Source organism: Mesoterricola sediminis (assembly GCF_030295425.1).
Classification (GTDB): Bacteria; Acidobacteriota; Holophagae; order Holophagales; family Holophagaceae; genus Mesoterricola; species Mesoterricola sediminis.
Genome location: NZ_AP027081.1, coordinates 4328237 through 4355000 on the forward strand (window position 1 = coordinate 4328237; position 26764 = coordinate 4355000).

Below are 26764 nucleotides of genomic sequence, written 5' to 3' on the forward strand. Positions count from 1 at the left end.
GACCGGCGCGCAGTCTTCGATCTTCCCATCAATGGCGCCCGCGGCGAACGCGAAATCCGTCCCGGGCTCTGCCAGACTGGGCGCATGTGCCTGATCCTGGTGGCCTGGAAGGCCCACCCCGACTTCCCCCTGGTGGTGGCCGCCAACCGGGACGAGTTCTACGCCCGGCCCACGGCGGCGGCGGCGCCCTGGCCCGGGGACCCCCGGGTCCTCGCCGGGCGGGACCTGGAGGCCGGGGGAACCTGGCTGGGGATCCGCGAGGACGGGCGGTTCGCCGCCGTCACCAACGTGCGGGAGCCGGGCGCCCCCAGGGGCGCCCTCTCCCGGGGCGGCCTCACCCGGGCCTTCCTCCTCGGCGACGCGCCGCCGGGGGCCTACGCCGCGGCCCTGGAGCCGGAGCGCCATTCCGGGTTCAACCTGCTGGTCGCCGACCGGGACGAGCTCTGGTACGCCACCAACCGGGACGGGCCGCCCCGGCGGCTGGAGCCGGGCGTCTACGGCGTCTCCAACCACCTCCTGGACACGCCCTGGCCCAAGCTGACCCGGGCCAAGGAGGCCTTCCGCGCAGCCCTGGGCGCCCTCCCCGGACGCGAGGGCCTCTTCACCCTCCTGGGGGACCGGGAGATCGTGCCCGACCCCCTCCTGCCCGCGACGGGGGTGAGCCTGGCCTGGGAGCGCATGCTCTCCGCCGTCTTCGTGGCTTCGCCGGACTACGGCACCCGGGCCTCCACGGTCGTCCTCCGGGACGCCCGGGGCGGGGTGCTCCTGGAGGAGCGCGGGGCGGGCCCCGGCGCCCGGCCGGAGCCCACCCTGCTGGCCCGGGGGCCGGATCAGATCAGCGGCGCGAGCAGCTCCCGGTAGACGGGGATCGGCCAGCGGGAGGCGGCGCAGTCCTTCTCGAGCTGGTCGAGGACGTCCCGCAGCAGCTCCTGGGCGTGGCGGACGGGGCCGCCGAAGGCCTCGGTTCGGGCGTGCAGGTCCTCCCGGGCGTCGGCGGCCACCATGGCCTCCTTGAGGGCGGCGAGGCGGTCCTGGGCCACCCCCGCGAGCCTGGCCTGGGTGGCCAGGGCGGCCCGCAGGGACTCGGGGGCCGGGACGCCGGCCGCGGCCAGCTTGGCCAGGGCGTCGGCCCGGGCGGCCAGGTCGTCCATGACCGCCGGCAGCAGGAGGGTCTCGGCCATCTCGCGCAGCACCTGGGCCTCGATGGCGATGGCCTTCTGGTACTGCTCGTGGCGGATGTGGACGCGGGCCTCCAGCTCCTCCCGGGTGAGGATCCCGGCCCGGGCGAAGACCTCCTGGCTCGCGGGCTCCTCCCAGATGCGCAGCGCGGCCACGGTGTCGCGGGCGTGGGGCAGGCCGCGGCGCTCCGCCTCCTGGGCCCAGGCCTCCGCGTAGCCGTTGCCCTCGAACCGGATGGCGCGGGTGGCGGTGACGGCCTCCCGGATCACCGCCATGGCCGCGGCCCGCGTGGGCTTCCCGGCGGCCATTTCCTCGTCCATCCGGACGTTCATGGCGTCCAGGGCCTCGGCGACGGCGGCGTTGATGACCGTCAGGGGGAAGGCGATGGCCTGGGAGCTGCCCACGGCCCGGAACTCGAACTTGTTCCCCGTGAACGCGAAGGGGCTGGTGCGGTTCCGGTCGGTGGCGTCCTTCTCCAGGGCGGGGAGGCTGCCCAGGCGCAGGTCGAGGAGCTGCTTCTCGGTGGCCTCGGCCACGTCGCCCCGCTCGATGGCGTCGAGGATGGCGCTGAGCTGGGTCCCCAGGTAGACGCTCATGATCGCCGGCGGCGCCTCGTTGGCGCCCAGGCGGTGGTCGTTGCCCGCGAAGGCGATGGCGGCCCGCAGGAGGCCGCCGTGGCGGTGGATGGCCTTCAGGACGGCGCCCAGGAAGTAGAGGAACTGGAGGTTCTCCGCCGGCGTCCGGCCCGGATCCAGGAGGTTGTGCCCCTCGTCGGTGGCCATGCTCCAGTTGACGTGCTTGCCGCTGCCGTTGATGCCCGCGAAGGGCTTCTCGTGGAGGAGCACGGCCAGGCCGTGGCGCTCGCCGACGCCCTTCAGGATCTCCATGAGGAGCTGGTTGTGGTCCGAGGCGAGGTTGGCCGGCTCGTAGATGGGGGCGAGCTCGAACTGGTTGGGGGCCACCTCGTTGTGCCGGGTCTTGGCGGGGATGCCCAGCTTGAAGCAGGCCAGCTCCACCTCCTGCATGAAGCCCAGCACCCGCTCCTTGATGCTGCCGAAGTAGTGGTCCTCCAGCTCCTGCCCCTTGGGGGGGCGGGCGCCCTGGAGGGTGCGGTTGGCGAAGGTGAGGTCCGGCCGCTGCCGGGCCAGCTCCAGGTCCACCAGGAAATATTCCTGTTCGGGCCCGCACTGGGGGATGACCGCCGTGGCCTTGCGCTCGAAGTGGCCGAGGGCGTGCAGGGCGGCCTTGCCGACGGCCTCCATGGACCGCAGCAGGGGCAGCTTGTTGTCCAGGGCCTCGCCGTGGTACCCCACGAAGGCGGTGGGGATGCAGAGGGTCGTCCCCAGCGGGTTCTCCATCAGGAAGGCCGGGCTGGTGGCGTCCCAGACGGTGTAGCCCCGGGCCTCGAAGGTGGCGCGCAGACCACCGGACGGGAAGGAGCTGGCGTCGGGCTCCCCCTGGATGAGCTGGGCCCCGCTGAATTTCTCGATGACCACGCCGGGCTCGTCCCAGCCGATGAAGGCGTCGTGCTTCTCCGCCGTGGCCCCGGTCATGGGCAGGAACCAGTGGGTGAAGTGGGTGGCCCCGTGCTCCAGGGCCCAGGCCATCATGGCCTGGGCCACGCCCTGGGCCGTCTCGGGCGCGAGCGGTTCGCCCCGCCGGAGGCTGGCCCGCAGGGCCTTGAACACCTCCCGGGGCAGGCACTCCCGCATGGTCCTTTCATTGAAGGTGTTGCATCCGAAGTAGCGGCTGGCCTTCATCTGGTCCAGCCTCCGGATGTCAGTTCCCTTGACGGTTTGCCCTGTGGTCATGAGCCCTCCTGGGGATGGACCGACGGAGAAGTACCGGTGGCGGTTTGATGCTGGCCCAGCATAGGCGTCCCCCGCCCCCGCCTCAAGGGAACAAACCGCCCGGGCGCCCGGGAAGGGCTGGGAGGACGCGGTACAATGGGCCCATGAGCGCGCCGACCCTCCCCTACGTCCCCGACCTGGAAAGCATCGATCCCGCCCTGGACCTGGCGGCGGAGATCGCGCGCCTGCGCCGGGAGCGCAACGCCGTCATCCTCGCCCACTACTACCAGGAGCCCGAGATCCAGGACCTGGCCGACTTCGTCGGGGACAGCCTCCAGCTCTCGCAGGCGGCCGCCAGGACCGGGGCCGACGTCATCGCCTTCTGCGGCGTCCACTTCATGGCCGAGACCGCCAAGATCCTCAACCCGGGCAAGCGCGTGGTGATCCCCGACCTGGACGCGGGCTGCAGCCTCGCGGACCGCTGCCCCGCCGACGCCTTCGGCGCCTGGAAGCAGCAGTTCCCCGACCACAAGGTGGTCAGCTACATCAACTGCTCCGCCGGCGTGAAGGCCCACTCCGACATCATCTGCACCAGCTCCAACGCCGTGCGCGTGGTGGAGAGCTTCCCGAAGGATCAGAAACTCATCTTCGCCCCGGACCGCCACCTGGGCCGTTGGGTCATGCGGCAGACGGGCCGCGACCTGGTCCTGTGGCCGGGCTTCTGCATCGTCCATGAGCAGTTCACCGCCAACCGGGTGGCCCAGCTCAAGGCCCGGCACCCGGACGCCAAGGTCATCGTGCACCCCGAATGCGACGCCACCGTCAGCCGCATGGCCGACTTCGTGGGCTCCACCGCGGCCCTGCTCGCCTATGTGGCCAAGGCGCCCGGGCGCACCTTCATCGTCGGCACCGAGGCCGGCATCCTGCACCAGATGCGCAAGGCCCGCCCGGACGCCGAGCTCGTGCCCATCCCCGCGGACAGCGGCTGCAACTGCGCCCTCTGCCCCTACATGAAGCTCAACAGCCTCGAGAAGCTCTACCTGGCCCTGCGCGACCTCCAGCCGGAGATCGTCCTCGACGAGGCGCTCCGGCTGAAGGCCCTCGGGCCCGTGGAGCGCATGCTGGCCCTCGGCTGAGCCTTCACTGCACCCGGGGGTGGACGGGGTGCGCGTCCAGGCGCAGCTCCAGCCGCTCGCCGGGCCCCAGGATGGCGACCTCGGCCCCCGGTTCCAGGTGCGCGAAGGGGAAGGCGGGCGTCGGCGCCAGGATGATCTCGGCCGCCAGCGGTTCCACCGGGCTGAGCTCCCGCCAGGTGTCCAGCGGCACCCGGCGCGTCCGGCCCGCCGCCGTGACCACCAGGCTGCCCTCCCAGGTCAGGTCCAGGTCCAGCCAGGCGCCCAGCACGGGCCCCCGGCCGTCATCCACGGCCAGGCAGCAGCCGGCGCAGGCGCCTCCGGGCAGGCCCACCCAGGCGAGGGTGGGCGCCGGCGCGTGGCCCAGCACCGCCCCGGGCCCGCCCAGGGTCGCGGGATCCAGGCGGGTGCCGTCCCAGCGCCGGATGGAGACGGGATCGGGGAGGCAGGCCAGGAAGGTCACCGTCTCCACCGGCGGGGCCAGCTCGATGGGCAGCCCCGTGCGGGCCTCCCACTTGAGCGCGTAGGCCAGGGCCTGGCGCGCCCGGTTCAGGGCCCGCGGCCCCCCTTCCAGCACCCGCCGCAGGCTGGCCGGGACCAGCGCCTCCGCCAGGGTCTCGGGGCGCCCCTCGCCCAGCTTCGCGAGGCGCAGGTGCTCGAGGCGGTTGAGGTCCACCACGCGCCCGCCCTCGGGCAGCGGCGCCACCAGGGCCCGCCGCTCCACCCGCCCTTCGCGCCAGACGGCCGTTCCCAGCTTCATCGTCCCCTCACACCTGCGACTGCAGCCACGCCTGGGTCTGGGGCCGGATGGGGCGGGGCCTGCCCGTGGCCAGGTCCACCATGACCTGGACGGTCTGCCCTTCGGCCAGCACCACGCGGTCGCCGCCGCGGGTCACGCGGTAGGCGAGGGTGAAGGAGGTGTTCCCCACGTGGACGCAGCGGACCTCCACCTGGACCGCGTCGCCGAGGTGGATGGGCTTGCGGTAGTCCATCTCCACATGGGCGATGTAGAAGCCTTCCTCGGAGAAGGGCCGCCCATCCAGGTACCCCGCCCACCAGCGGGTGCGGGCGTGCTCCAGGTAGACGATGAACATCGCGTGGTTCACGTGCCCCAGGGCGTCCACGTCGGAAAACCGGACATCGATGGGCAGGGAAAAGGGCATGGCGCCTCCTTCCCCCAATGTATCATCCTGTATCCATGGACAGACCTGGCCGCGCCCCCTGGAACCCGGACCGGACCTGGGCGGACCCGCTCATCCTGACCCTCCTCCTGCTCCTCGCGGTCGTGTCGGCGGCGGGGACGCGGGGCCGGTCCAGGGCCGCGGCGAAACCGGCGGAGCGCGTGCAGCTCCAGGGCATGCTGGCGGACGCCGCCCTCGCCTCCCCCAGGGTGCTCAGCACGTGGACGGCCCTGGCGGCCCCGCAGGGCCGGGGCGTGGAGGCCTTCGTCGACCGCGACCTCCAGGGCTGGGACCGCGCGGTCCTCGCGGTCCACGCCGGGGAGCGCGGCGAACTGGACCTCGCCGCGGACCTGGCCGGCGCCGCCCCGGGCGAGGTGGGCGACCTCTTCCGGGCCCACCTCGCCTGGGCCTACCGCGGCCAGGGGACGCCCCTCTCCCGCATCGACGCCGCCCGGGTGCGCCGGGCCCTGGGCGAGGGCTACGCGGGGTGGATCCTCGAGGCCCGCGCCGCGGCCCGGGCCGGCGGCGATCCGGCCCCGCTGGAGGCGAAGGCCGCCGCCTGGGCCGCGCCCCGCGCCCTCGGCCTCGTCGCCGCGGGCCTGGGCATGGGCCTCCTGTTCCTGGCGGGGCTCGCCTTCATCGCCTTCCTCGCCCTCTTCCGCGCCAGGCCCTCGCCCCACCCGCGCTTCGGCATGTCCGGCCGGGCCCTGGTGATCGTGCTCCTGGCCTGGTTCGCCACGCACCTCCTCACGGGCCAGGTGATCAACCTCCTCCTCCTGCCCCTCCCCTTCCTGAGGCCGCTCTTCCTGCCCCTCAGCTACGGCGCCCATGCGGCCCTGGGCCTCGCCTACCTGTGCTGGGCGGAGGACCTCACCCCCGCCGACCTGGCCCGCCGCCTCGCGCCGGGCCGCCACGGGCGGGCCCTCCTGTCCGGCCTCGGCTTCCTGGCCCTGGCCTTCACGGCGGTGGCCGCCGCCAACATCGCCCTCGCCCCCGTCATGCCCCACGGGCAGCCCCCGCAGAAGGAGCTGATGGAGATGCTGGCCCGCACCCGGGGCCCCCTGGCCGTGGCCATGACCTTCCTCACCGTGGCCGTCGCGGCGCCCGTGTTCGAGGAGGTGCTCTTCCGCGGGTTCCTCCTCCCCTGGCTCGGAGAGCGCCTCGCCGCCCGCATGGGCCCCCGCGCCGGCTGGCACCTGGCCGTCGTGGTCTCCGGCCTGGCCTTCGGCGCCATGCACATGCAGCCCCTGGGCATGCCCACCCTGGGCACCCTGGGCATCGTCCTCGGCATGGCCTACCTGCGCACCGGCAACCTGCTCACCTCCATCCTCGTGCACGGGCTCTGGAACGGCGGCATCTTCCTCGCCATGCGCCTGCTGGTCTGAGCGGGAAGGGCCGGGTCCGTCCCCCCAAAAAAGTCCGTCCTGGATCCATTTCCTCGCTGCGCGGAGCTTGGCCGGGCGTGCCCGGCCGGGCGCATCCGGCAACCCCCAGGGCCGGCAGGACTTGGCAATTCGTGAATGGCCCATGGTCCCCGGGGGCCCCCTTGCCGCCGTGGTTCGCCGACCGACATTGGGTCCGCGATCGCCCCTCACCCCCACCATTCATGAATGCCTTTTCCATTCCTTTTGAAAGGCTGTACCCATGCATCGCATGCAATCCCAGGACCTGGCCCATGTCACGGGCGGCTCCCTCTGGTCGGAAATCAGCAAGGTCTTCGGCCGTGAAGGCAAACCCTTCCTCGGCAGGGATCTCCTTGAAGTCGCGGCGGGGGCCGGCGCGGCGGCCGCGGGCGCCGCCCTCGGCCTCCCCATCGCCGCCGCCGGCGCCCTCGGCAAGGCCGCCCAGGCCGGAACCGAAGACTCCATCGACCGAAAGAACGGCATCCACACCGACCGGGGCCCCTGGTACCGGCGGATCCCCCGCAGCTGAACCCCCGGGGCCGTCCCGCCCCGCGGGGCGGCCCCCCCTTCCGGGAGTCCCTCCCCATGAGACATGCCGCATGGGCCGCGGCGGCGGCAGCCCTGTCCCTCCAGGGCGCCGACCCCCCCGCGCGCCGCACCTCCTCCGAGGTGACCCTCCTCCAGCCCACGGGCCCCCTCGCGCAGTTCTACACCTCCCACGCCGGCCTCGGCTTCTCCGGCGTCGGCGAGCGGGACCTGGGCGGCGGCCACGGGCTGCGGTCCCGGATCACCCTGGGCTGGTTCTCGGGACGGCGCGTGCCGGAGACCCCGGACCCGCCCGCCGGGACCGCCTTCCTCTTCGCGCCCGGCCTCGACGTCGCCTACCGCTACCAGTGGCGCGACCTCCCGCGGCGGCCCTACGTCTGGGCCGGCCCCGGCGCCCAGGCCTACCTGGGGTCCGCGCGGGCCCGGCCCGCCGTGGAGGCGGCCGCCGACAACCGGAACCCGGTCCTGGCCACCACCTGGGTGACCACGTCCACGGGGCTCCAGCTCGCCTTCACCGCCGGCGCCGGCCTGGAGCTGGACGCCCGGTGGGGCGTCAACCTCGGCTGCCACTGGACCCGGGCCGGCGGCCGCACCCTCGCCACGGTGGACCTGGGCTTCACCTTCCGGCTGCCGCCCTGACGGGCCCGGCCCCCGCGGCGCCCCGGAGGGGGCGCCGCGGGGGCCGGAAGCGCGGCGGACGGGGTCCGTCTACCGGGCGTATTCCACCGCCCGCGTCTCGCGCATGACGGTGACCTTGATCTGGCCGGGGTACTGCATCTCGCCCTCGATGCGCTTGGTGACGTCCTTGGCGAGCCAGAAGGCCTGGTCGTCGTTCACCTGGCCGGCGTCCACCATGATGCGGATCTCGCGGCCCGCCTGCATGGCGAAGCTCTTCTGGACGCCCTTGTAGCTGTTGGCGATGGCCTCCAGGGCCTCCAGGCGCTTCACGTAGGTCTCGAGCATCTCGCGGCGCGCGCCGGGGCGGGCGGCGCTCAGGGCGTCGGCGGCAGTGATGAGCATGGCCTCCACCGTCTTGGGCTCGAAGTCCCCGTGGTGGCAGCTCATGGCGTGGATGACGGGGTCCTTCTCCCCGAAGCGCTTGAGGAGCTCCATGCCGATCTCGATGTGGGTGCCCTCCACCTCGCGGTCGATGGCCTTGCCGATGTCGTGGAACAGGCCGGCGCGGCGGGCCAGCTTCTGGTCGGCGCCGAGCTCGGCGGCCATGTATTCGGCGATGCGGGCCACCTCCTTGGTGTGCTCCAGGACGTTCTGGCCGTAGCTGGTGCGGTAGTTGAGGCGGCCGATCAGCTTGTGCAGCTTGGGGTGGACATCGGGGAAGCCCAGCCCGATGGCCGTGGATTCGCCCAGCTCCTTGAGGTGCTGGTCCATGTCGATCTTCGTCTTCTCCACCACTTCCTCGATGCGGGCGGGGTGGATGCGGCCGTCGGCCAGCAGCTTGAGGATGGCCTGCCGGGCCACCTCGCGGCGGATGGGATCGAAGCTGGAGACGACGATCGTCTCGGGGGTGTCGTCCACGATGAGGTCGCAGCCGGTGGCCTTCTCCAGGGCCCGGATGTTCCGGCCCTCGCGGCCGATGATGCGGCCCTTGAGGTCATCGCTGGGAAGCTGGACAGAGCTGACCGCCGTCTCGGCGACCACGTCCGAGGCCAGGCGCTGGATGGCGGAGGTGATGGTCCACCGGGCCCGCTTCTGGGCCTCCTCCTGGGCCTCGTCCTCGATGCGGCGCACCAGCTTGGCGCTGTCCATCTTGGCCGTGTACTCCAGCTGGGCGATCAGCTCGGCCTTGGCGTCCTCCCGGGACAGGCCGGCGATCTCCTCCAGGCGGCGGCCCTGCTCCTCCACCAGGCGCTTGTGCTCGACCTGGAGGCCGGTCAACTTCTCCTGCTCCTCCTTGACCCGCTCGGTCTTGAGCTCGATCTCCTTGGTCTTCTGGTCCACCTGGGCGAGCTTCTTGTCGAGGCTGTCCTCCTTGGTCTGGAGGCGCTGCTCCTGCTTGTCCAGGGTCTGCATGCGCTCGTTAGCCAGCTTCTCAGCTTCCTGCCGGGCCTGGAGGGCCTGTTCCTTGGCCTTGAGTTCGGCCTCCTTCTTCAGGGCCTCCGCTTCCCGCTGGCCCCGCTGGACGATCTTCCCGGCCTCCTTCTCGGCCTCGCCGAGGAGGCGTTCACGCTCGGCCCGCAGCTCGGCCTCAGCCTTGGCCGTGGCCTGGGTCACGTCCACCACCGCCTTCTGGGCCTTGCGGAACTGGTAGAAGAAACCGGCTGCGGCCGCGAGGGCCAGAATGAGGCAGATCCAATCCAAGGGGTGCATGACGTCTCTCCGGAGGGTGGGGGAGGCGTCGGCAGACGGATCCGTGGGTCGAAGGGGATCCCCGCTCAGTCGTGGAGGCTTGCCGTGTTCCCTAGCAAGTAGGGGGGCTGCCAGAACTCCGGTTTAAGGCGCGCCGTCGCGCGGAACGCACAAGGCCGGAGGGAAGGCATCCCTGGGCAAATTACGGAACAAGCGCTTGGCCGTCTCACGGGCCTCGCAGGGATCAGATGTCAGTCCCTTCGGTCCGGCCCTGGAAGAGGGGGCCGTCCTCGGGGTTCTCCTCGTCCGGAACATCATCCAGAAGCTTGCTGAGGGTGAGTTCCAGGTCCTGTGTCTGCCGACTTTGGTCCTGCTCCAAACGCGCCGAACGGTGCGCCAGGTTCAGGGCCCCCATCAACAGCCAGGTGGACGTGTCCAGGGCCGTGGGGGGCACCCCCCATCTTAGCTCATAGGCCCGCTCCATGTCGCGGAAGGTGTCTTCCAGGATCGACTTGGCCCGGTCCAGGTCGCCGGGGTCGGCGGTGGACTGGAGGCGGAGGGTCCGGCCCAGGACCTCCAGCTGGACCTCCTGGGGTGCCGTCATTCCAGACCCTCGACCATCTGCAGGATGGTTTCCACCTGCTTGCGGATGCCGTCCCGCTCCTTTTGCCAAGTCGCCTGTTCGGCCTGCAGGTCTTCCACGCGGCGGCGCAGGGTCCTCAGTTCCTCATCGCTCGTGCCCATGTCGGCCTTCAGGGCCGCCAGCTCGTCCCGGTACAGGTTGCGTTGCTGCACCAGGGCTTGAAGCTTGGTCTCGAGTTGTTTCAGCACATCCATGACATCCGCCTTGGGGTTCCATTCTAGATGCTGCGGGGGGGCGCGGCGCCCCTTTTCTCCGCCTCAGGCCCTCAGCTCGGCGCCGAGGCCCCGGGCCGCGGCCAGGGCCGCCTGGACCCATCCGTCCACCTCCTCGCCGGTGAGGGTCCGGTCCATGGCCTGGAAGCGGAGGCGCACCAGCCAGGCCTGCCGGCCCTGGGGCAGGCTCTTGTGGCGGAACACGTCCACGCAGCGCAGGTCCAGGAGGGGGGTGTCCGCCAGGGCGGCGGCCAGGGCCCCGTGCAGGGCCGCGTAGGCCTGGTCCAGGCCCACCAGGAGGCTGAGGTCCCGCTGGACGACAGGGAACCGGCTGAAGGGCTTGAACTTGGCGATCACGCGCTCGCCCGCGTCCGGCAGGTCGGACAGGGGGAGCTCCACGTGCCAGCCCAGGCCGACTTCGGAGCCGGCCTCCCAGCCGGTGAGCGCCCAGCGGTCGAAGCCGGCCAGGGCCGCCTCCGGCACGCCGAGGGCCTTGAGCACGCCCAGCAGGTGGCTCCGGCCCTCGGGCCCGCCCAGCTTCCGCGGGGGGGTCAGGGGATCCTCGCCGCCCATCTCCCCGCCCCACACGAGGCCCAGGGTCCAGGTCTCGGTCAGGCCGGCGGGCGTGGCCCGGAACACGGGGGCGATCTCGAAGAACCGCACCTCCCGGGCCCCCCGCTCCAGGTTCAGGCGGGCGACGCTGTCCAGGCTGCGCAGGAGGGTGCCGCGCATGAGTGAATAATCCTCGCCCAGGGGGTTGCCCAGGGTGCGCCGGGCCGGGTCGTCCCCCATGGGGTGCCCGTCCTCCGCCTCCTTGGGATCCTGGAAGCCCAGGGTCACGGTCTGCTGGAAGCCCAGGCTGGCGAGGCGCGCGGCGAGCTTCCGGCGCTTGAGGTAGCCCGGGTCCAGGGGCGCGGGGGAGCTGTCCAGGGGCGGCAGGATGGCGGGAATGCTTTCATAGCCGACCAGGCGCAGCACCTCCTCGGCCAGGTCCTCGGGAATGGCGAGGTCGTGGCGCCAGGTGGGGGGGATCACCCGCCACCCATCGGCCAGGGACTCCACCGTGCAACCCAGGGCCCGGAGGAAGCCGGCGGCCTGCTCCGGATCCACCGGATGGCCGGCGACCCGGGTCACCATGGCGGCGGGCAGGACGATGGGCGCCTTGGGGGCCGGCCCCTCGCCCACGGTCCAGGCGCCCACAAGGCGGGCGCCAGCCCAGGCAACCAGACGATGGGCGAGCAGGTCGCGGGCCACCCGCGCCATGGCGGGGTCCGCGCCGCGGCCGAAGCGGGCGCCGGCGTCGGTGTGGAGGCCGTGGCGGTGGGCCATGGCCCGCACCGTGCGCGGATCGAACCAGGCGCTTTCCAGGAGGACGCGCTTCGTCTCCGGGGTCACCTTGGTGCCGTCGCCGCCCATGACGCCGGCCAGGGCCACGGGGCCCGCCGCGTCGGCGACGAGGAGGTCCCTGGGGGTCAGCTTGCGCTCGACGCCGTCCAGGGTCACGAGGGTCTCGCCCTCCCGGGCCCAGCGCACGCAGAGGTGCCCCTGGATGCGGTCCGCGTCGAAGGCGTGGGAGGGATGCCCGTAGCGGTGCAGCAGCTCGTTGGAGGCGTCCACGGCGGGCAGGTCCTTGGCCCCGGCGCCCATGGCGGCGAGGAAGGCCTTCACGTCGGCGGGGGTGCCCTGGGGGCGGCCCAGCTCCAGCACGGCGGTGGCGTAGAGGGGACCCGCCGCGCCCGCCTCCAGGCGGATGGGCAGCAGGGGCTCGCCCTCGACGAGGGGGGCCGCGTCCACCGGCACGAGGGGCGCGCCGAGCCTGGCGGCCAGGTCCCGGGCCATGCCCCGGTGGGACTGGGCGTCGCCGCGGTTGGCGGTGATGTCCACTTCGAGGATGCAGGAGCCGTCGCGCTCTTCGACCCCGTCCACGGGGAAGCCGAGCCCCGCGAGCAGCTCGCAGACGTCCTGGACGGGCCTGCCCTCCAGCGCGGGGAGTTCCCGCTTGAGTGCGCCGAGTTCGATGAGCATCAGTCCAGCCCTCCCATGGAATTGAGGAATCTCTGGTCGTTCTCGAAGAAGAGCCGCAGGTCCGGGGTCTGGCTCACCATCATGGCGGTGCGCTCCACCCCCATGCCGAAGGCGAACCCGCTCCACACCGCGGGATCGATGCCGGCGTAGGCCAGCACGTTGGGATGGATGAGGCCCGCGCCCAGGAGCTCGACCCAGCCCGAGCCCTTGCAGACGCGGCAGCCGGAGCCGCCGCAGAGGGGGCACCGCACGTCCATCTCGGCGCCGGGCTCCACGAAGGGGAAGTAGCTGGGCCGGAAGCGCACGTCGGCGCCGGGCCCGAAGAGCGCCTTCATGGCGTAGCTCAGGGTGCCCTTCAGGTGGTGCATGCCGATGCCCTTGCCCACGAGCATCCCTTCCACCTGGTGGAACATGGGGCTGTGGGTGGGGTCGATCTCGTCCTTGCGGTAGACGCGGCCCGGGGCCAGGAACCGGATGCCCCCGGAGCGCTCGAGCTCGGAGAGGCCGTCGGGGCCCTTGGCTCCGATGCGCTTCAGCACCCGCACCTGGACGGGGCTGGTGTGGGTCCGGAGGAGGAGCCCCCCGCCCTGGCGGAAGTAGAAGGTGTCCGCGCTGCCGCGCGCGGGGTGGTCCTCGGGGATGTTGAGGCCGTCGAAGTTGTGCTCCTCGGTCTCCGCCTCGGGCCCCTCCTCCACGTGGTAGCCCAGGGGGCGGAAGACGTCCACGAGGCGGTCCATGAGGCGGTTCAGGGGGTGCAGGGCGCCCTGGGCGGGCACGGGCGGCGGCAGGGTCGGATCCCAGCCGCTGGCCAGGGCCGCGGCGCGCTTGCGGGCCTCCTCCAGCTCGGCCTGGCGGGTGCGGAGGCCCTCCTCCCACTGGGTCTTCAGGGCATTGGCCGCGGCGCCCAGTTCGCGCTTCTGCTCCTTGGGGGCGGCCTTCAGCAGTTCCATGAGCCGCGCGGCGTGGCTGCCTTCGCGGCCCACGTAGGCCCCCTTCAGGCGCAGCAGGGCGTCCAGGTCGGCGCAGGCGGCCAGGGCCTCCGGGAAGGCCTGTCGGGCTTCCTCGATCTCGGGTGGCAGGAGGGTGGTTTCCATTGGGGTTCCCCTAAACAGAGGAAGGCCGCGAATGCGGCCTTCCGGTCTGCTGCGATGTCTGTTGCTTCGCTCAGCCCTTGGCCACGGCCACGAGCTTGGTAAAGGCCTCCGGGTTGCGGACGGCGAGGTCGGCCAGGATCTTGCGGTCCAGGTCGATGCTGGACTTCTTCAGGCCGCCCATGAAGCGGGAGTAGGAGATCCCGTTCATCTGGCAGGCGGCGCCGATGCGCACGATCCAGAGCCGGCGGAAATCGCGCTTCCGCACCTTGCGGTCGCGGTAGCTGTAGAGCAGGGCCTTCTCGACGGCTTCCTTCGCGCTCCGGTAGAGGCGGGACTTGGCGCCGTAGAAGCCCTTGGCGAACTTCATCATGCGCTTGCGGCGCTGGACACGCTTGAAACCGCGTTTGACTCGGGTCATCGTTCTTCCTTTCCTCGTGGCAACCCCTTCACCTGGGGTTTTGGATGGCCACTATGGGGGCGGCAACGGCCGCCGGGGTCCTTGGCTTTCCTGACGGCCGGTTAGGCGTAGGGGAGCATGTCCTTGACGCGGCCGAGATCGGCCTTGTCAACCATGCCGCCCATGTCCAGCTGGCGCTTACGCTTGCTGGCCTTCTTGGTCAGGATGTGGCGCTGGTGGGAGCAGCCGCGCTTGAAGAGACCGCTGCCGGTCTTCTTGAAGCGCTTCTGGGCGCCCTTGTGGGTCTTGAGTTTAGGCATGACTACCTCGGGGACGTTGAGTGGATCAGATCGATCCGGCGGCCTTCGCTCCTTCGGCTTCGGCGGGGGCCTCGGCCTGGGGAGTTGGGGATTTGGCAGGGGGTTTCGGCTTCTTGACCTGCTCCACCGGCCGGGGAATGATGATCGCGTGCATGTCGCGGCCATCGATGCCGGCGGGCTTCTCGACGATGCACTTCTCGCCGATGCGGGCCAGGACGTCTTCAATGATCCGGTAGCCGATGTCCCGGTGCACGACCTCGCGGCCGCGGAACATGACCACCACCTTGACCTTGTCGCCTTCCTCCAGGAACCGGAGGATGTGCTTCACCTTGAAGTCGAAGTCGTGGTCGTCGGTGCGGGGGCGGAACTTCACCTCCTTGACCACGATGTTCTTCTGCTTGGCGCGGGCGGCGTGCTCCCGCTTGGCTTCCATGAACTTGTACTTGCCGTAGTCCATGATCCGGCAGACCGGGGGGTTGGCCGTGGGCGAGACCTCGACCACGTCGAGACCCTTGGCCTCGGCGATCCGGACGGCTTCGTGGGGCGTCATGACGCCCAGCTGCGTTCCGTCTTCGCCGATGACGCGGATTTCCGGCGCGCGGATGCCATCGTTGATGCGTGTCTCGTTGGCTCGGATACGGTCCTCCCCATGAATGCAAGGAAAGTGATGTTAACAGCAAATCCCGGAAAAATAAAGGAAACTTCAGCGCGCCCTCGTCCGGATCTCCCGGACCAGATCCTCGAGGAAGGCATCAAGCGGACGGGCACCCTGGTCCCCGAGGCTGCGGTGCCGCACGGACACGGTGCCCGCGGCCGCCTCGCGGTCGCCGAGGACCAGCATGTAGGGGATCTTCTGGAGCTGGGCCTCCCGGATCTTGGCGTTGACCTTCTCGTTGCGCAGGTCCAGCTCCACCCGGATCCCGAGGTCCAGGCACCGCTCGCGGATGACGCGCGCGTAGTCGTGCGCCCGGTCGGTGATGGGCAGGACCGCCACCTGGACGGGGGCCAGCCAGGTGGGGAAGGCGCCCGCGCAGTGCTCGATGAGGATGCCCATGAAGCGCTCAAGGCTGCCCAGGATGGCCCGGTGCAGCATGACGGGCACCCCTTCGGTGCCGTCCTGCTTCACGTAGATGAGGCCGAACCGGGTGGGCATGGAGTAGTCCACCTGCAGGGTGCCCAGCTGCCAGGGGCGCTTGAGGGCGTCCAGCACCTGGAAGTCGATCTTGGGGCCGTAGAAGGCGCCGTCCCCCTCGTTGATGTGGAAGGGCATGCCGGCCTCGCGCAGGGCCGAGGCCAGGGCCTCCTCCGCGTGGTCCCAGATCTCGTCCGCGCCCAGGCGCTCCGCGGGCCGGGTCGACAGGCCCACCCGCAGCTCGTGGAAGCCGAAGGTGTCGTAGACGTTCTTGATGAAGGCCAGGAAGGAGGCCATCTCCTCCTTCATCTGCTCCGGCGCGCAGTAGATGTGGGCGTCGTCCTGGCAGAAGGTCCGGACCCGGGTCAGGCCATGGGTCACCCCTGAGCGCTCGTACCGGTGCAGGCGCCCGAAGTCGGCGTAGCGGATGGGCAGGTCCCGGTACGAATGCCGCCCGTTGCCGTAGATCAGGCAGTGGCTGGGGCAGTTCATGGGCTTGAGGGCGTACTCCCGCTCGTCCACGGTCGTGAAGTACATGTTCTCGCGGTAGTGGTCGTAGTGGCCGCTGGTCTTCCACAGGTGCACGTCGATGGCCTGGGGGGTGATCACCTCCGCGTAGCCCTGCTTCAGGTAGAGGCTGCGCATGAAGTTGACCAGCTCGTTGTAGACCACCGTGCCCTTGGGGTGGAAGAAGGGCGAGGCGGGGGCCTCCTGGTGGAAGCTGAAGAGCCCCAGTTCCTTCCCGAGCTTGCGATGGTCGCGGGCCCGGGCCTCCTCCAGCATCTTCAGGTGCTCGTCGAGCTCCTTCTGGGTGTGGAAGGCCGTGCCGTAGATGCGGCAGAGCTGGGCATTCTTCTCGCTGCCCTTCCAGTAGGCGGCGGCGGTGTTGAAGAGCTTGAAGGCCTTGATCTTCCCGGTGTCGGGCACGTGGGGGCCGCGGCAGAGGTCGTAGAAGTCGCCCTGGCTGTAGCCCGTGATCGTTTCGCCCTCGGGGATGTCGGAGACGAGCTCCACCTTCAGGCCCTCGCCCATGGCCTCGAAGCGCGCGATGGCGGCGCTCCGCGCCAGCTCCTCCCGGCGCACCGGGACGGCCTCGGCGGCGATCTTCCGCATCTCGTCCTCGATGCGGCCCAGGTCCTCGGGCGTGAAGAAGGGGTCCACCTGGAAGTCGTAGTAGAAGCCGTCCTCGATCACGGGACCGATGCCCACCTTGGCGTGGGGGAAGAGCCGCTTCACCGCCTGGGCGAGCAGATGGGCGGTGGAGTGGCGGATCACCTCCAGGGCGTCCGGGTCCTTGGGGGTCACGATGGCCACCTGGGCGCCCTCGGGCAGGGGGGCCTTGAGATCCTTGAGTTTGCCATCCACCCGGGCGGCGATGGCCGCGTCCAGGAGGCGGGGGCTGATGGTTCCGGCCAGGTCCGCACCAGTCGCCCCATCCGGCAGCTGGCGGATGGAATCGTCGGGAAGGCGCACGGAAACAGGCATCGGGACCTCGTCGTCAAACGTCCAGTTTAACGCAAAGCCGGGCCCCCGCCCGGGTTCGTTTCCCGGAGGTCCCCCGGTTGCGCCCGGCCTGCTCCGGCCTAGATTATAAATTATTTGTTATACCCCGGAGCCCCCATGCTCAACGCGTCCGACCTCTTTCCCCGCCAGGCCCCCGTCAATGGGCCCAGTCGGTTGTTCGCATGGTTCCAGGTACTCCTCGTCCTCCTGCTCCCCTTCCTCCTGGCTTCCTGCCGCAGCGTGGACCGGTCGGGCCTCCAGGGGCCCGAACCCCCGCCCCTCATCCAGGCCTTCGCCCCGGGCACGCCGCTCATCACCGCGGGGGACACCACGTCCCTCCTCGCGACCTTCACGGGGGAAGGCTTCGTCCAGGGGCTGGGCCCCATCGGCTCGGGCCTGCCCCTGGCCGTCAGCCCCGCGGTCACCACCACCTATGTCCTCACGGTCCTCGCACCGGATGGACGCAGCGAAACACGCCAGACCACCCTCCAGGTGGTCCCGCCCCCCGTGTCCCCCGTGATCCTGGGGGGCTCCGAGACCCTGGTCGAACAGGCCCCCGCGACCTTCCACGTGGACCCCGCGGCCGGCCTCACCTACCGCTGGACGCTCCAGGGGAGCGGCACCCTGGTCGCCGGAGCCGACACCCCGGAGGTGGCCCTGCGGGCCGGGGCTCCGGGCACCCTGGTCCTGGGCTGCGCCGCCCTCAATGCCGCGGGCCGCCAGACGCCCTGGGTCTTCCGCGCCGTGACGGTGATCCCCCTGCCCACGTCCCTCACCCTCACCGCCCCAGCCACCGCCTTCGCGGGGGAGACCGGGCTGGGGGCCTGGGTGCCCAGCCAGCCCGGAAGCACGTACGCGTGGGAGATCACCGGCGGCCAGATCACCGCCGGGGCGGGGACGCCGGCCCTCACCTTCACGGCCGGCGATCCGGGGAGCCTGCTGCTCCGCTGCACCCTGACCGACGCCTTCGGCCAGCAGACCACCGCCTCCCGCACCGTCCAGGTCCTGCCGGCCCCCCTGATCACGGCCCCCGCCTTCGTGACCGCGGGGCTGGGCGCCTCCGCCCAGGCCGCCGCCGCCACCCCGGGGACGCCCCTCGCCTGGACCCTCATCAACGCGACCCTCGACAGCGGGAACGGTTCCCCCACCATCGCCTTCACCCCCGTGGCCCCGGGGTCCGTCGTGCTCATGTGCACCGACGGCACGGTCACCTATGTCCGCGAACTCACCGCCGTGGCGCCCCCGTCCATCACCAGCTTCCAGGCGGTGAACGACCTGGTGGGCACCCAGGCTCCCGCGATCCTCCAGGCGGCCTTCGCGGACGGGTCCGCCACCGTGGACCCCGGCGGACTCGCCATCCGCGCGGGCGAGGCCCTGACCACCGCCCCCCTGCAGACCGGCACCACCTTCACCCTCACCGTGACCAACGCCGCCGGGGCCCAGGCCACCCGGACCTGCCGGGTCGAGGCCGCCGCCATTGAACGGGTGGCCGGGTTCCCCAACGGGGCAGGCACCCGGAACGGGTCCGGCCAAAGGGCCTTCTTCCTCCGGCCGGGAGGCCTCGCCGTGGACGCCGTGGGCAACCTCTACGTGGCGGATCCGGACGCCCACGCCATCCGCATGATCGACCTCACCCGGGCCGTGACGACCCTGGCCGGCGACCCCCTGGTCCCGGGCAGCCTGGATGGGCCCGTCGCCGAGGCGAGGTTCGTCAGCCCCGTGGCCCTCGCCTGGTCCCGCTACCATGACGCCCTGTTCGTGGCGGACCCAGGCGGACACGTGATCCGGCGGATCCAGGAGGGGACCGTGAGGACGTGGGCGGGCCTCGCGGGCAGCCCGGGCGACACGGACGGGCCCTTCATGCAGGCTCGGCTGCGGAACCCCACGGCCCTGGTGGCCACGGACGATGGAGGCCTGTACTTCATCGACAGCACGGAGAGCGGCGCCCGGATCCGCTGGGTCAGCCCCACCCAGGAAGTGACCACGTATGCGGGCTCCGGAAGCGGAACCAGCTCGGACGCCCTCAACCGCCTCGACGCGGGCTTCGGGTCCCTCGGGGGCATGGCCCGGGATGGCGCCGGAAACCTCTATGTGACCGACACCTCCACCCACACCATCCGCGTGATCCAAACCGAGGGTCCTGTTCGGACCCTCGCCGGCGGGGCCGGCGAGGCCGGCTGGGTGGACGCGGGGACTGGGACCGAGGTCCGCTTCAACACGCCCATGGGCATCACCTTCAACCCCTTGGATGGGACCCTGACCGTGGCCGACAGGGGGAACAACCGCGTCCGCAAGGTGGACCCCGGATCGGGAGCCACCACGACCCTGTTCGGCTCCGGCACCGCGGGCTATGTCAATGGACCCGGCGTCACGGCCCAGGTGGACGGCGTCCAGGACCTGGCCTACCTCCCGGACCGCCGTCTGGTCTTCACCGATGTGAACAACAACAGCCTTCGCTCCTTCTTCCCCAACTCGGGCGTGCAGCTGTTCGCCGGACATGGCCGGCCCCAGGCTGGGTGGCAGGACGGGGATGCGGGCACGGCGACCTTCTCCGGTCCGTCCGGACTCGCCCGGGAGGGCGACGGCACCCTCTATGTGGCGGACACCGCTTCCAACCTGATCCGGCGCATCGGACCGGACGGGCAGGTCCAGACCCTCGCGGGCCAGGCGAACACGGCCGGCACCCTGGACGGCCCAGCCCTGGGCGGGGCCCTGTTCGGCCAGCCGAAAGGGCTGCTCCTCGGCCCGGGTCGCCTTCTGATCAGCGACCCCCTGAATGGCACCCTCCGCACCCTGCCCCTGGACGTCCAGAATCCCCAGGTCGGCACCCTGGCGGGGGAGGCCACGGACAAGGGGACCGTCGATGGCCCCGTGGCGTTGGCCCGGTTCAGGGCCCCCGAAGGCTTCGCGCAGGACGCCGCCGGCGTCGTCTACATCGCGGACGCCGAGGCCCATGTGATCCGGAGGCTGGGGACCGACGGCACGGTGACGACCCTGGCCGGCGCCCCGGACACGCCCGGCTATGTGGATGCCCCCGGCCTGGATGCCCGGTTCAAGCAACCCTGCGGCCTGGCCCTCCAGGGGAACACCCTCTATGTGACCGAGCGGGGAAACCGCACCCTCCGCGCCGTGGATCTCACCACCACCGCGGTCCGGACCGTCGCCGGGAACCCCATCCCCCCTGGGGCCCAGGACGGCGTCGGCGCCCGGGCGGTGTTCGTGAAACCCGCCGGCGTCGCCGTGACCCTTCGCGGGGATATCCTCGTCGCGGACGAGGGCGCCAGCGCCATCCGGAAGGTCACGCCGGAGGGCATCGTCACGACCCCCTTCGGACGCCTGGCCCAGATGGGTCTGGAGGAGGGACCGGTCCCCGGCTTCCTCGGCCAGCCCCGGGACCTGGTCCTGGATCCCCAGACCGGCGACATCTTCTTCTCGGACGGAAGCGCCGTCATGCGGATCCACTTCCACTGAGCGCCGGGGCCTGGAGCATCGACGGTTTTCAGCCTTGGAGGCGGCCATGGGCGCAAGATCGGAATCCCCAGCGGTACCGGACGGTGTTCCGCCCCGCCTAGCCCTCGCCGGGTTCCCCGGCCTGGGGGTCCTGGCCCTGTCCTTGCTCCTGGCCTCCTGCCGGAGCGTGGACAGGTCCGGCCCCCCGGACCCCACCCCGCTCATCCAGGCCTTCGTCCCCCGGCCTCCGGTGATCACCGAGGGCGACACGGCGGCCCTGGACGCCGCCTTCACGGGCCAGGGCTTCGTCCAGGGCCTCGGCCCCATCCGGTCGGGCCTGCCCCTGGCGGTCACCCCGGCCGCGACCACCACCTACGCCCTCACCGTCCTGGGCCCCGATGGGAGGACGGAGACCCGCCAGGCCACCCTCCAGGTGGTGGCCCCCCCCGATCCGCCCGTGGTCCAGGCCGCCCCCGACCCCGTGACGGAGCAGGAGCTCGTCACGCTTCAGGCCGAGCCGGTGGCCGGCCTCACGTACCGCTGGAGCCTCCAGGGGGACGCCACCCCGGTGTCGGGGCTCGAGGGGCCCACCTTCGTCGTGCGGGCCGGAGCGCCGGGGAGCCTGATCCTCGGCTGCGTGGCCACCAATGCCGCGGGCCGGCAGTCGCCCTGGTGCTTCCGCGTCGTCCCCGTGGTCCCCCGGCCCCCCACCCCGGCCCTCACCGCCCCGGACCTCGTGACGGTGGGCCAGCGCGCCTCCGCCCAGGTCACCTTCGCCCCCCCGGGAACCCCCCGGGTCTGGGCCCTCACCAACGCGACCCTGGACAGCGGGGACGGCACGGACGCCATCACCTTCACCCCCCTGGCGCCGGGCCCGGTGGGGCTGACCTGGGCGACCGGAGGCGTCACCTGCGCCCGGGAGGTCACCGCCCTGGCCGCGCCCACCATCTCGGCCTTCCAGGCCCAGAGCGACCTGGTGGGCGTGGGTTCGCCCGCGGTCCTCCAGGCGGCCTTCGCGGACGGCACCGCCACCGTGGATCCCGGCGGCCTCCCCCTCCACCCGGGCGAGGACCTGGTCACCGCCCCCCTGCAGACCGGCACCACCTTCACCCTCACCGTGACCAACGCTGCCGGCGCCCGGGCCACCCGCACCTGCCAGGTGCGGGCCGCCAGCATCCAGCGGGTGGCTGGATTCCCGAGCGGAGAGGGCACCCGGGACGGCCAGGGTCGATCCGCCTTCTTCCTGTCGCTAGGGCGCCTGGCGGCGGACCCCGCGGGCAACCTCTATACCGATCAACATGAGGTCCACCTCATCCGCCGGATCACTCCCGATGGGACCACCACGACCTTCACCGGCGACCCCCTGCACCCGGGGAATGTGGACGGCCCCCTCGCCTCCGCCCGATTCCTGGGCCCGGTGGCGGTGGCCTGGTCTCCCCGCGACGGCGCCCTGTTCGTGGCGGACTCCCAGGCGGGGGTGATCCGGCGCATCCAGGACGGGCAGGTCTCGACCTGGGCCGGCGTGGCCGGGCAGTCCGGGCGCCGCGACGGCCCGCGCCTGCAGGCCCTCTTCGAGCAGCCCACCGCCCTCGCCGCCGCCCCGGACGGCAGCCTCTTCGTCGTCGATGGCAAGGACGCCAACTTCGTGCGCCGCATCAGTCCCGCCGGGGACGTCTCCACCTTCGCCGGTTCGGGCCTCCCCGGGTACGAGGATCAAGCGGATCCCCTCCAGGCCCGATTCCGCTCCCTGGCCGGGCTGGCCGTGGACGGGGCCGGGCAGGTCTTCGTGACGGACGCCCTGGGCGAGACCCTCCGCGTGATCAGGGCCGGCGGCGTGGTCGAGACCCTGGCGGGCCAAGCCGACACGGTCGGCTTCACGGATGACCCCGACGGGAGGAACGTCCGATTCTCCCTTCCCGGTGCGATCGCGATCGACCCTGCGGATGGGCGCCTCGTGGTCGCGGACCGGTTGAATCACCGGATCCGGAAAGTGGATCCGGGGACGGGGGCGACCTGGACCCTGTGCGGATCTGGGGTGGCGGGTTACCAGGACGGCGACGCCCTCAGCGCCCAGTTCGACTTCGTCGAGGGCCTGGCCTTCCTCCCGGACGGCACCTTGGCCATCTCCGATACCTTCAATGCCTGCATCCGGACCTTCGACCCCCTCCGGGGCGTCCAGACCCTGGCAGGCCATGGCCGGCCACGGGAAGGCTGCACGGATGGAGGCGCGGACACGGCGACCTTCGACGTTCCCGACGGACTCGTTTTCGAGCCCTCCGGCACCCTCTACGTGGCGGACAGCATTTCCTACACGATCCGGCGCGTCGACCGCGAAGGCAACGTCCAGACCATCGCCGGCTCGGCCACCAACTCGGGCACCGCGGATGGGGCCGCCCTGGCCGGGGCCCGGTTCTCGCGACCGACAGGCCTGCTCCTGCTTCCCGGCAGCCTCCTCATCAGCGACCGCGAGGCCAGCACCCTGCGCGCCCTGCAGCTGGCGGGTCCCGCCCCCCAGGTCACGACCCTGGCCGGAAGCGCGCTGGCCAGCGGCACCACGGATGGCGTCGGCACTTCAGCCCGGTTCAGAAGCCCGGAGGGGATCGCCCAGGGCGCCGACGGTGTCCTCTACGTCGCCGATTCCGAGGCCCACCTGATCCGGAAGCTGGACCCCGACGGCAGCGTGACCACCCTGGCGGGAGCGCCTGATGCGGCCGGGTACGTGGACGCCGGCAACGGGCTGGACGCCCGGTTCAATCAGCCTTCCGGGCTCGCCCTCCAGGGGGACACCCTCTATGTGACCGAACGGGGCAACCGCACCCTGCGCGCCGTGGACCTGGTGACCACGGCCGTGCGCACCGTCGCGGGCAGCCCCGACCTCTGGGGGGCCCTGGATGGGGTGGGGCTCCAGGCCTCCTTCGCCGAGCCCGCGGGGGTGGTCGTCACCCCCCAGGGGGACCTCTTCATCGCGGACACCCTGGCCGGCACCATCCGCCACGTGACCCCGGAGGGCCGGGTGACCACGCCCCTGGGGCACCGCGGCCAGCTGGGCCTGGAAACGGGCCCCGCCCCCGGCTTCCTGGGCACCCCCCGCGCCCTCGCCCTCGACCCCCTCACCGGGGACCTCTGTTTCACGGACGACAACGCCGTGATGAGGGTCCATTTCCACTGAAGCGCGTGGCCATGACAGGGCCCCCGAGCGCGGGGGCCCTGTCGTGGTCGCCTCAGGGGTGCCTCGGGGGGGCGGCTTCCTTCTTTTCCTCCGCCTCGGGCGCCGGGGCCGCCTCCACGGGCAGGTTCCCCCCCAGGGAACTCAGCACCGGCTCCCCCGTGCCCCCGTCCGGGGAACGCCAGGAGAGCAGGGCGCCCTCCTTGATCCACCGGTCCAGGATGTCCACCGCCTTCGCGCAGGGGCCCAGCTCCACCACCGGGGCCATGGCCCCACGCGACCGGTTCCCGCCCGTCCAAGTCACCTGCGCGCGGAGGCGGACGTTCAGCCCGCTGCCGAGGTGCGCCACCAGGGCCTCCCGGAGGGCCCGCAGCCCCTCGGCGCTGTAGACGACGCCCCCCTGCTGTCCCTTGATGCTGCCCGGCCGGGCGTCGTCGCCCATGGACAGGCTCACCGCCCGGACCCAGGGCCGGCCCTGGAGGACCACCACCTTGCAGGGCAGGCCGTCCACGATCAGGCCCTCCTTGAAGCTGACCAGCTTCGTCGCGCTCCACCCTTCCGCGAGGAGGGCCAGGTGTCCTGCCCCTTCATCCAGCTTGTCCAGGCTGGGCCCGCGGTAGAGCAGGGGGAGTTCGACGAGGAGATCCGGGGCCTCCGCCCGGAGCGGGGACGCGGGGGCCAGGAGGGCCATCCCGAAGGCGGCGAAGGCTATGGGCAGGTGACGTTTCATGGGGTTCCTTCATCCCCTGGACGAGGGCCCAGGGACATCAATGAATGCCACGTTCCCCCAGCGCGTTCCTCATTCAAGGATCACCCGTTCGTCCCAGGCCTCCCCGTGCATCCCCTCCATCCCCGGCAAACAACACAGCAGGGATGGGGCGGCGCCTCGATTATCCGATGGCGCCGTCCCATCCCTGCCATGTCAGGATCCGGGGATGCGCGAGGGTGGACGGGGAGGCCTGGGATGCTGCCCCTGCCTCCTCGCCTCGAACCCCCAAAGGGCCAGCATCGTGCTGGCTGCGGAACGATCCATTGGAATCGGCAGGGATCGTTCGAGTGGGTCGGAAAGGTGGGCTAGAGATGGGCCTTGCGGAGTTCGCTGCCCAGGAAGCTGATCTTGGCCACGGGGGTTCCAGCGCCCGCCTCGCTGTGAATGAGCATGTCTTCCTGGAACCAGCGGTCGAAGAGCGCCTTGGCTTCCCCAAAGGGGCCGATCGGCGTGTTGATCGTGAATTCGACGGCCGGTTTGCCATGGTAGGTGTAGTGCACCATGGCGAGCAGCGACACCGTGCCGGGGGTTCCCGCGCGCTTGCCGAGTTCCGCCCGAACGCTGTCGAATTCCTCCTCGGAGAAGACCTGTCCACCATAGGCGCCGCTCCGGTTTTTCAGTTTGCTGAAATCCTCATGGATGAAACTGAGGGCATTCAGGAACACCTGGCCGTCCCGCTTGGTGAAGGTCCCGGGCAAGCCTGCGACCAGGGGCCTGGTCGAAAGGAGTCCATCCTTCCCCTTCTGATCCTGGTGATGGACCGTGAGGGTCACGCTGATGTCCGTGGCCTGGGCATAGTCCTTGGCCTTGTCCGGCGCGCTGAGGGGCAGTTCAACGAGGAGCTGCGGCACCTGCGCCTGGGCCGGGGAGGTCGCGGCCAGGCATCCGGCAAGGACCAGGCCTGGCATGAGAAGGGAGAAAGGTCGGCACGTCATGCCATTCACCTCGATGGGGGGGATTCCCGTTGGGTGATGAGTGGCTCATTTGTCGTCCAGGTTCCCGAAGCCGCCAGGCTGGTCTGGAAGGCTCCCCGCCGACCCTTCCCGGGGAACGCAAAAAGCCCCCGCAATGAGCGGGGGCTTGGGGATTTAACGTCGCGGCGACCTACTTTTCCACCTCTGTCCGAGGAAGTATCATCGGCCCTCTGGAGCTTAACTGCCGTGTTCGGGATGGGAACGGGTGTGACCTCCAGGGTAAAGCCACGACGAAGGGTGAGAATGAATCGAAGGGTTAGGCGAGGTTGAGCAAAGAGTCAAGCCTCGTGGTAATGACGGATGCAATTGATTGATGAAAAGTCAAGCCGATGGACCAATTAGTATCGCTCAGCTGAACACGTTGCCGTGCTTACACATGCGACCTATCAACGTCGTGGTCTACGACGGGTCTCGTGGGGAGATCTCATCTTGAGGGGTGTTTCGCGCTTAGATGCTTTCAGCGCTTCTCACTTCCCGACATAGCTACCCAGCATTGCATTTGGAAACACAACTGGAACACCAGAGGTCAGTCCATCCCGGTCCTCTCGTACTAAGGACAGGTCCTCTCAAATCTCCTACGCCCACACTAGATAGGGACCGAACTGTCTCGCGACGTTCTGAACCCAACTCACGTACCGCTATTGATCGGCGAACAGCCGAACCCTTGGGACCTGCTTCAGCCCCAGGATGCGATGAGTCGACATCGAGGTGCCAAACCTTGCCGTCGATATGAACTCTTGGGCAAGATCAGCCTGTTATCCCCGGCGTACCTTTTATCCGTTGAGCGATGGCCCTTCCATGCGGAACCACCGGATCACTATGACCTGCTTTCGCATCTGCTCGACGTGTGTGTCTCGCAGTTAAGCTCCCTTATACCATTGCGCTCTGCGGCTGATTTCCAAACAGCCTGAGGGAACCTTTGCACGCCTCCGTTACTCTTTAGGAGGCGACCGCCCCAGTCAAACTACCCGCCTGACACTGTCTTCCACCCGGATCACGGGCGCGAGTTAGAGATCAGCATTGCGCAGGGAAGTATCTCAACGACGACTCCACCGACCCTGACGAGCCAGTTTCAAAGTCTCCTTCCTATCCTGCACAGCACAATGCCAACCTCAATGTCAAGATGTAGTAAAGGTGCACGGGGTCTTTCCGTCTAAGTGCGGGTAACCGGCATCTTCACCGGTGCTACAAGTTCGCTGAGTCTCTGCTGGAGACAGTTTCCAGATCGTTACGCCATTCGTGCAGGTCGGAACTTACCCGACAAGGAATTTCGCTACCTTAGGACCGTTATAGTTACGGCCGCCGTTCACCGGGGCTTAAATTCGCAGCTTCGCTTGCGCTAACCGCTCCTCTTGACCTTCCGGCACCGGGCAGGCGTCAGCCCCTATACCTCCTCTTTGGAGTTTGCAGAGACCTGTGTTTTTGTTAAACAGTCGCCTGGAACATTTATGTGCCACCACCTCGGGCTATGAACCCTACCGTGGTACCCCTTCTCCCGAAGTTACGGGGTTAATTTGCCGAGTTCCTTCAGCAGAGTTCT

Annotated in this window: 20 protein-coding genes, 2 rRNA genes, 1 other RNA gene and 1 pseudogene (1 of these 24 only partly in view); 7 read left to right on the forward strand and 17 right to left on the reverse strand. The window is 70.5% G+C overall.

Features of this window, described 5'->3' with window-relative positions; all coding sequences use genetic code 11:
* The first annotated feature begins 84 nt into the window (after window positions 1–84).
* A complete protein-coding gene (locus R2J75_RS18860; RefSeq protein ID WP_316410797.1) occupies window positions 85–861 on the forward strand; it encodes an NRDE family protein in 777 nt (258 codons plus the stop codon).
* Here R2J75_RS18860 and R2J75_RS18865 read toward each other — a convergent pair.
* Window positions 831–2990: a glutamine synthetase III family protein gene (locus tag R2J75_RS18865; protein ID WP_243331803.1), complete on the reverse strand. Its 2160-nt coding sequence runs from the start codon at window positions 2988–2990 to the stop codon at window positions 831–833. The two genes, R2J75_RS18860 and R2J75_RS18865, sit on opposite strands and share 31 nt — an antisense overlap.
* A 143-nt stretch (window positions 2991–3133) precedes the next feature.
* Between R2J75_RS18865 and nadA the strand changes: the two genes are divergently transcribed.
* Window positions 3134–4105, forward strand: coding sequence for a quinolinate synthase NadA (gene nadA / locus R2J75_RS18870; RefSeq protein ID WP_243331805.1), 972 nt, complete (start codon window positions 3134–3136; stop codon window positions 4103–4105).
* Between the two features lie 4 nt (window positions 4106–4109).
* On the opposite strand, the gene R2J75_RS18875 is transcribed toward nadA, so the two are convergent.
* Window positions 4110–4862, reverse strand: a complete 753-nt coding sequence (locus R2J75_RS18875) for a hypothetical protein (RefSeq protein WP_243331807.1) — start codon at window positions 4860–4862, stop codon at window positions 4110–4112.
* A gap of 7 nt (window positions 4863–4869) precedes the next feature.
* Window positions 4870–5265 carry an acyl-CoA thioesterase gene (locus tag R2J75_RS18880; RefSeq protein ID WP_243331810.1) on the reverse strand — a complete coding sequence of 132 codons (396 nt, stop codon included), beginning with the start codon at window positions 5263–5265 and terminating at the stop codon, window positions 4870–4872.
* A gap of 35 nt (window positions 5266–5300) precedes the next feature.
* Here R2J75_RS18880 and R2J75_RS18885 point away from each other — a divergent pair, with 35 nt between their 5' ends.
* The 3 genes from R2J75_RS18885 (at window position 5301) to R2J75_RS18895 (ending at window position 7871) form a co-directional block, all read left to right on the forward strand.
* Window positions 5301–6668, forward strand: coding sequence for a CPBP family intramembrane glutamic endopeptidase (locus tag R2J75_RS18885; protein WP_316410798.1), 1368 nt, complete (start codon window positions 5301–5303; stop codon window positions 6666–6668).
* Between the two features lie 259 nt (window positions 6669–6927).
* Window positions 6928–7215 (forward strand): hypothetical protein, encoded by a 288-nt coding sequence (locus tag R2J75_RS18890; protein ID WP_243346474.1) that lies wholly within the window; start codon window positions 6928–6930, stop codon window positions 7213–7215.
* Between the two features lie 56 nt (window positions 7216–7271).
* Window positions 7272–7871 carry a hypothetical protein gene (locus R2J75_RS18895; protein WP_316410799.1) on the forward strand — a complete coding sequence of 200 codons (600 nt, stop codon included), beginning with the start codon at window positions 7272–7274 and terminating at the stop codon, window positions 7869–7871.
* Window positions 7872–7940: 69 nt separating this feature from the next.
* On the opposite strand, the gene rny is transcribed toward R2J75_RS18895, so the two are convergent.
* The 10 genes and pseudogenes from rny to thrS form a co-directional block, all read right to left on the reverse strand.
* Window positions 7941–9560: a ribonuclease Y gene (rny, locus tag R2J75_RS18900; RefSeq protein ID WP_243331819.1), complete on the reverse strand. Its 1620-nt coding sequence runs from the start codon at window positions 9558–9560 to the stop codon at window positions 7941–7943.
* Window positions 9561–9614: 54 nt separating this feature from the next.
* A non-coding RNA gene (gene ssrS, locus R2J75_RS20045) (6S RNA) lies at window positions 9615–9786 on the reverse strand.
* On the reverse strand, window positions 9784–10143 hold the full coding sequence (gene zapA, locus R2J75_RS18905; RefSeq protein WP_243331821.1) for a cell division protein ZapA: 360 nt from the start codon (window positions 10141–10143) through the stop codon (window positions 9784–9786). The genes ssrS and zapA overlap by 3 nt, the downstream gene beginning before the upstream one ends.
* On the reverse strand, window positions 10140–10376 hold the full coding sequence (gene zapB, locus R2J75_RS18910; RefSeq protein WP_243331823.1) for a cell division protein ZapB: 237 nt from the start codon (window positions 10374–10376) through the stop codon (window positions 10140–10142). The genes zapA and zapB overlap by 4 nt, the downstream gene beginning before the upstream one ends.
* A 63-nt stretch (window positions 10377–10439) precedes the next feature.
* Window positions 10440–12419: a phenylalanine--tRNA ligase subunit beta gene (locus tag R2J75_RS18915; protein ID WP_316410801.1), complete on the reverse strand. Its 1980-nt coding sequence runs from the start codon at window positions 12417–12419 to the stop codon at window positions 10440–10442.
* A complete protein-coding gene (pheS, locus tag R2J75_RS18920; protein ID WP_243331828.1) occupies window positions 12419–13513 on the reverse strand; it encodes a phenylalanine--tRNA ligase subunit alpha in 1095 nt (364 codons plus the stop codon). The genes R2J75_RS18915 and pheS overlap by 1 nt, the downstream gene beginning before the upstream one ends.
* A gap of 70 nt (window positions 13514–13583) precedes the next feature.
* On the reverse strand, window positions 13584–13931 hold the full coding sequence (gene rplT, locus R2J75_RS18925) for a 50S ribosomal protein L20 (RefSeq protein WP_243331830.1): 348 nt from the start codon (window positions 13929–13931) through the stop codon (window positions 13584–13586).
* A gap of 101 nt (window positions 13932–14032) precedes the next feature.
* Window positions 14033–14230, reverse strand: a complete 198-nt coding sequence (rpmI, locus tag R2J75_RS18930) for a 50S ribosomal protein L35 (protein ID WP_243331831.1) — start codon at window positions 14228–14230, stop codon at window positions 14033–14035.
* 130 nt (window positions 14231–14360) lie between these two features.
* Window positions 14361–14867, reverse strand: a pseudogene (gene infC / locus R2J75_RS18935) (translation initiation factor IF-3); the annotation flags it as partial.
* A gap of 66 nt (window positions 14868–14933) precedes the next feature.
* On the reverse strand, window positions 14934–16847 hold the full coding sequence (gene thrS / locus R2J75_RS18940; protein WP_243331834.1) for a threonine--tRNA ligase: 1914 nt from the start codon (window positions 16845–16847) through the stop codon (window positions 14934–14936).
* 135 nt (window positions 16848–16982) lie between these two features.
* Here thrS and R2J75_RS18945 point away from each other — a divergent pair, with 135 nt between their 5' ends.
* Both R2J75_RS18945 and R2J75_RS18950 read left to right on the forward strand, forming a co-directional pair.
* On the forward strand, window positions 16983–20336 hold the full coding sequence (locus R2J75_RS18945) for an NHL repeat-containing protein (RefSeq protein WP_316410802.1): 3354 nt from the start codon (window positions 16983–16985) through the stop codon (window positions 20334–20336).
* 166 nt (window positions 20337–20502) lie between these two features.
* Window positions 20503–23484, forward strand: a complete 2982-nt coding sequence (locus R2J75_RS18950; protein ID WP_316410803.1) for an NHL repeat-containing protein — start codon at window positions 20503–20505, stop codon at window positions 23482–23484.
* A gap of 52 nt (window positions 23485–23536) precedes the next feature.
* On the opposite strand, the gene R2J75_RS18955 is transcribed toward R2J75_RS18950, so the two are convergent.
* The 4 genes from R2J75_RS18955 to R2J75_RS18970 form a co-directional block, all read right to left on the reverse strand.
* On the reverse strand, window positions 23537–24211 hold the full coding sequence (locus R2J75_RS18955) for a hypothetical protein (RefSeq protein WP_316410804.1): 675 nt from the start codon (window positions 24209–24211) through the stop codon (window positions 23537–23539).
* 344 nt (window positions 24212–24555) lie between these two features.
* The gene (locus tag R2J75_RS18960; protein WP_316410805.1) at window positions 24556–25158 is read right to left on the reverse strand and encodes a hypothetical protein; all 603 of its coding nucleotides are present in this window, start codon (window positions 25156–25158) and stop codon (window positions 24556–24558) included.
* 183 nt (window positions 25159–25341) lie between these two features.
* Window positions 25342–25457, reverse strand: a 5S ribosomal RNA gene (gene rrf / locus R2J75_RS18965).
* 84 nt (window positions 25458–25541) lie between these two features.
* Window positions 25542–26764, reverse strand: a 23S ribosomal RNA gene (locus R2J75_RS18970); it runs 1714 nt beyond the window's last position.

Excerpts from the sequence above, each read along its gene's own strand:
- R2J75_RS18860 (WP_316410797.1), top strand. The coding sequence starts at position 85 with ATGTGCCTGATCCTGGTGGCCTGGAAGGCCCACCCCGACTTCCCCCTG.
- R2J75_RS18865 (WP_243331803.1), bottom strand. The coding sequence starts at position 2,990 with ATGACCACAGGGCAAACCGTCAAGGGAACTGACATCCGGAGGCTGGAC.
- nadA (WP_243331805.1), top strand. The coding sequence starts at position 3,134 with ATGAGCGCGCCGACCCTCCCCTACGTCCCCGACCTGGAAAGCATCGAT.
- R2J75_RS18875 (WP_243331807.1), bottom strand. The coding sequence starts at position 4,862 with ATGAAGCTGGGAACGGCCGTCTGGCGCGAAGGGCGGGTGGAGCGGCGG.
- R2J75_RS18880 (WP_243331810.1), bottom strand. The coding sequence starts at position 5,265 with ATGCCCTTTTCCCTGCCCATCGATGTCCGGTTTTCCGACGTGGACGCC.
- R2J75_RS18885 (WP_316410798.1), top strand. The coding sequence starts at position 5,301 with ATGGACAGACCTGGCCGCGCCCCCTGGAACCCGGACCGGACCTGGGCG.
- R2J75_RS18890 (WP_243346474.1), top strand. The coding sequence starts at position 6,928 with ATGCATCGCATGCAATCCCAGGACCTGGCCCATGTCACGGGCGGCTCC.
- R2J75_RS18895 (WP_316410799.1), top strand. The coding sequence starts at position 7,272 with ATGAGACATGCCGCATGGGCCGCGGCGGCGGCAGCCCTGTCCCTCCAG.
- rny (WP_243331819.1), bottom strand. The coding sequence starts at position 9,560 with ATGCACCCCTTGGATTGGATCTGCCTCATTCTGGCCCTCGCGGCCGCA.
- zapA (WP_243331821.1), bottom strand. The coding sequence starts at position 10,143 with ATGACGGCACCCCAGGAGGTCCAGCTGGAGGTCCTGGGCCGGACCCTC.
- zapB (WP_243331823.1), bottom strand. The coding sequence starts at position 10,376 with ATGGATGTGCTGAAACAACTCGAGACCAAGCTTCAAGCCCTGGTGCAG.
- R2J75_RS18915 (WP_316410801.1), bottom strand. The coding sequence starts at position 12,419 with ATGCTCATCGAACTCGGCGCACTCAAGCGGGAACTCCCCGCGCTGGAG.
- pheS (WP_243331828.1), bottom strand. The coding sequence starts at position 13,513 with ATGGAAACCACCCTCCTGCCACCCGAGATCGAGGAAGCCCGACAGGCC.
- rplT (WP_243331830.1), bottom strand. The coding sequence starts at position 13,931 with ATGACCCGAGTCAAACGCGGTTTCAAGCGTGTCCAGCGCCGCAAGCGC.
- rpmI (WP_243331831.1), bottom strand. The coding sequence starts at position 14,230 with ATGCCTAAACTCAAGACCCACAAGGGCGCCCAGAAGCGCTTCAAGAAG.
- thrS (WP_243331834.1), bottom strand. The coding sequence starts at position 16,847 with ATGCCTGTTTCCGTGCGCCTTCCCGACGATTCCATCCGCCAGCTGCCG.
- R2J75_RS18945 (WP_316410802.1), top strand. The coding sequence starts at position 16,983 with ATGCTCAACGCGTCCGACCTCTTTCCCCGCCAGGCCCCCGTCAATGGG.
- R2J75_RS18955 (WP_316410804.1), bottom strand. The coding sequence starts at position 24,211 with ATGAAACGTCACCTGCCCATAGCCTTCGCCGCCTTCGGGATGGCCCTC.
- R2J75_RS18960 (WP_316410805.1), bottom strand. The coding sequence starts at position 25,158 with ATGCCAGGCCTGGTCCTTGCCGGATGCCTGGCCGCGACCTCCCCGGCC.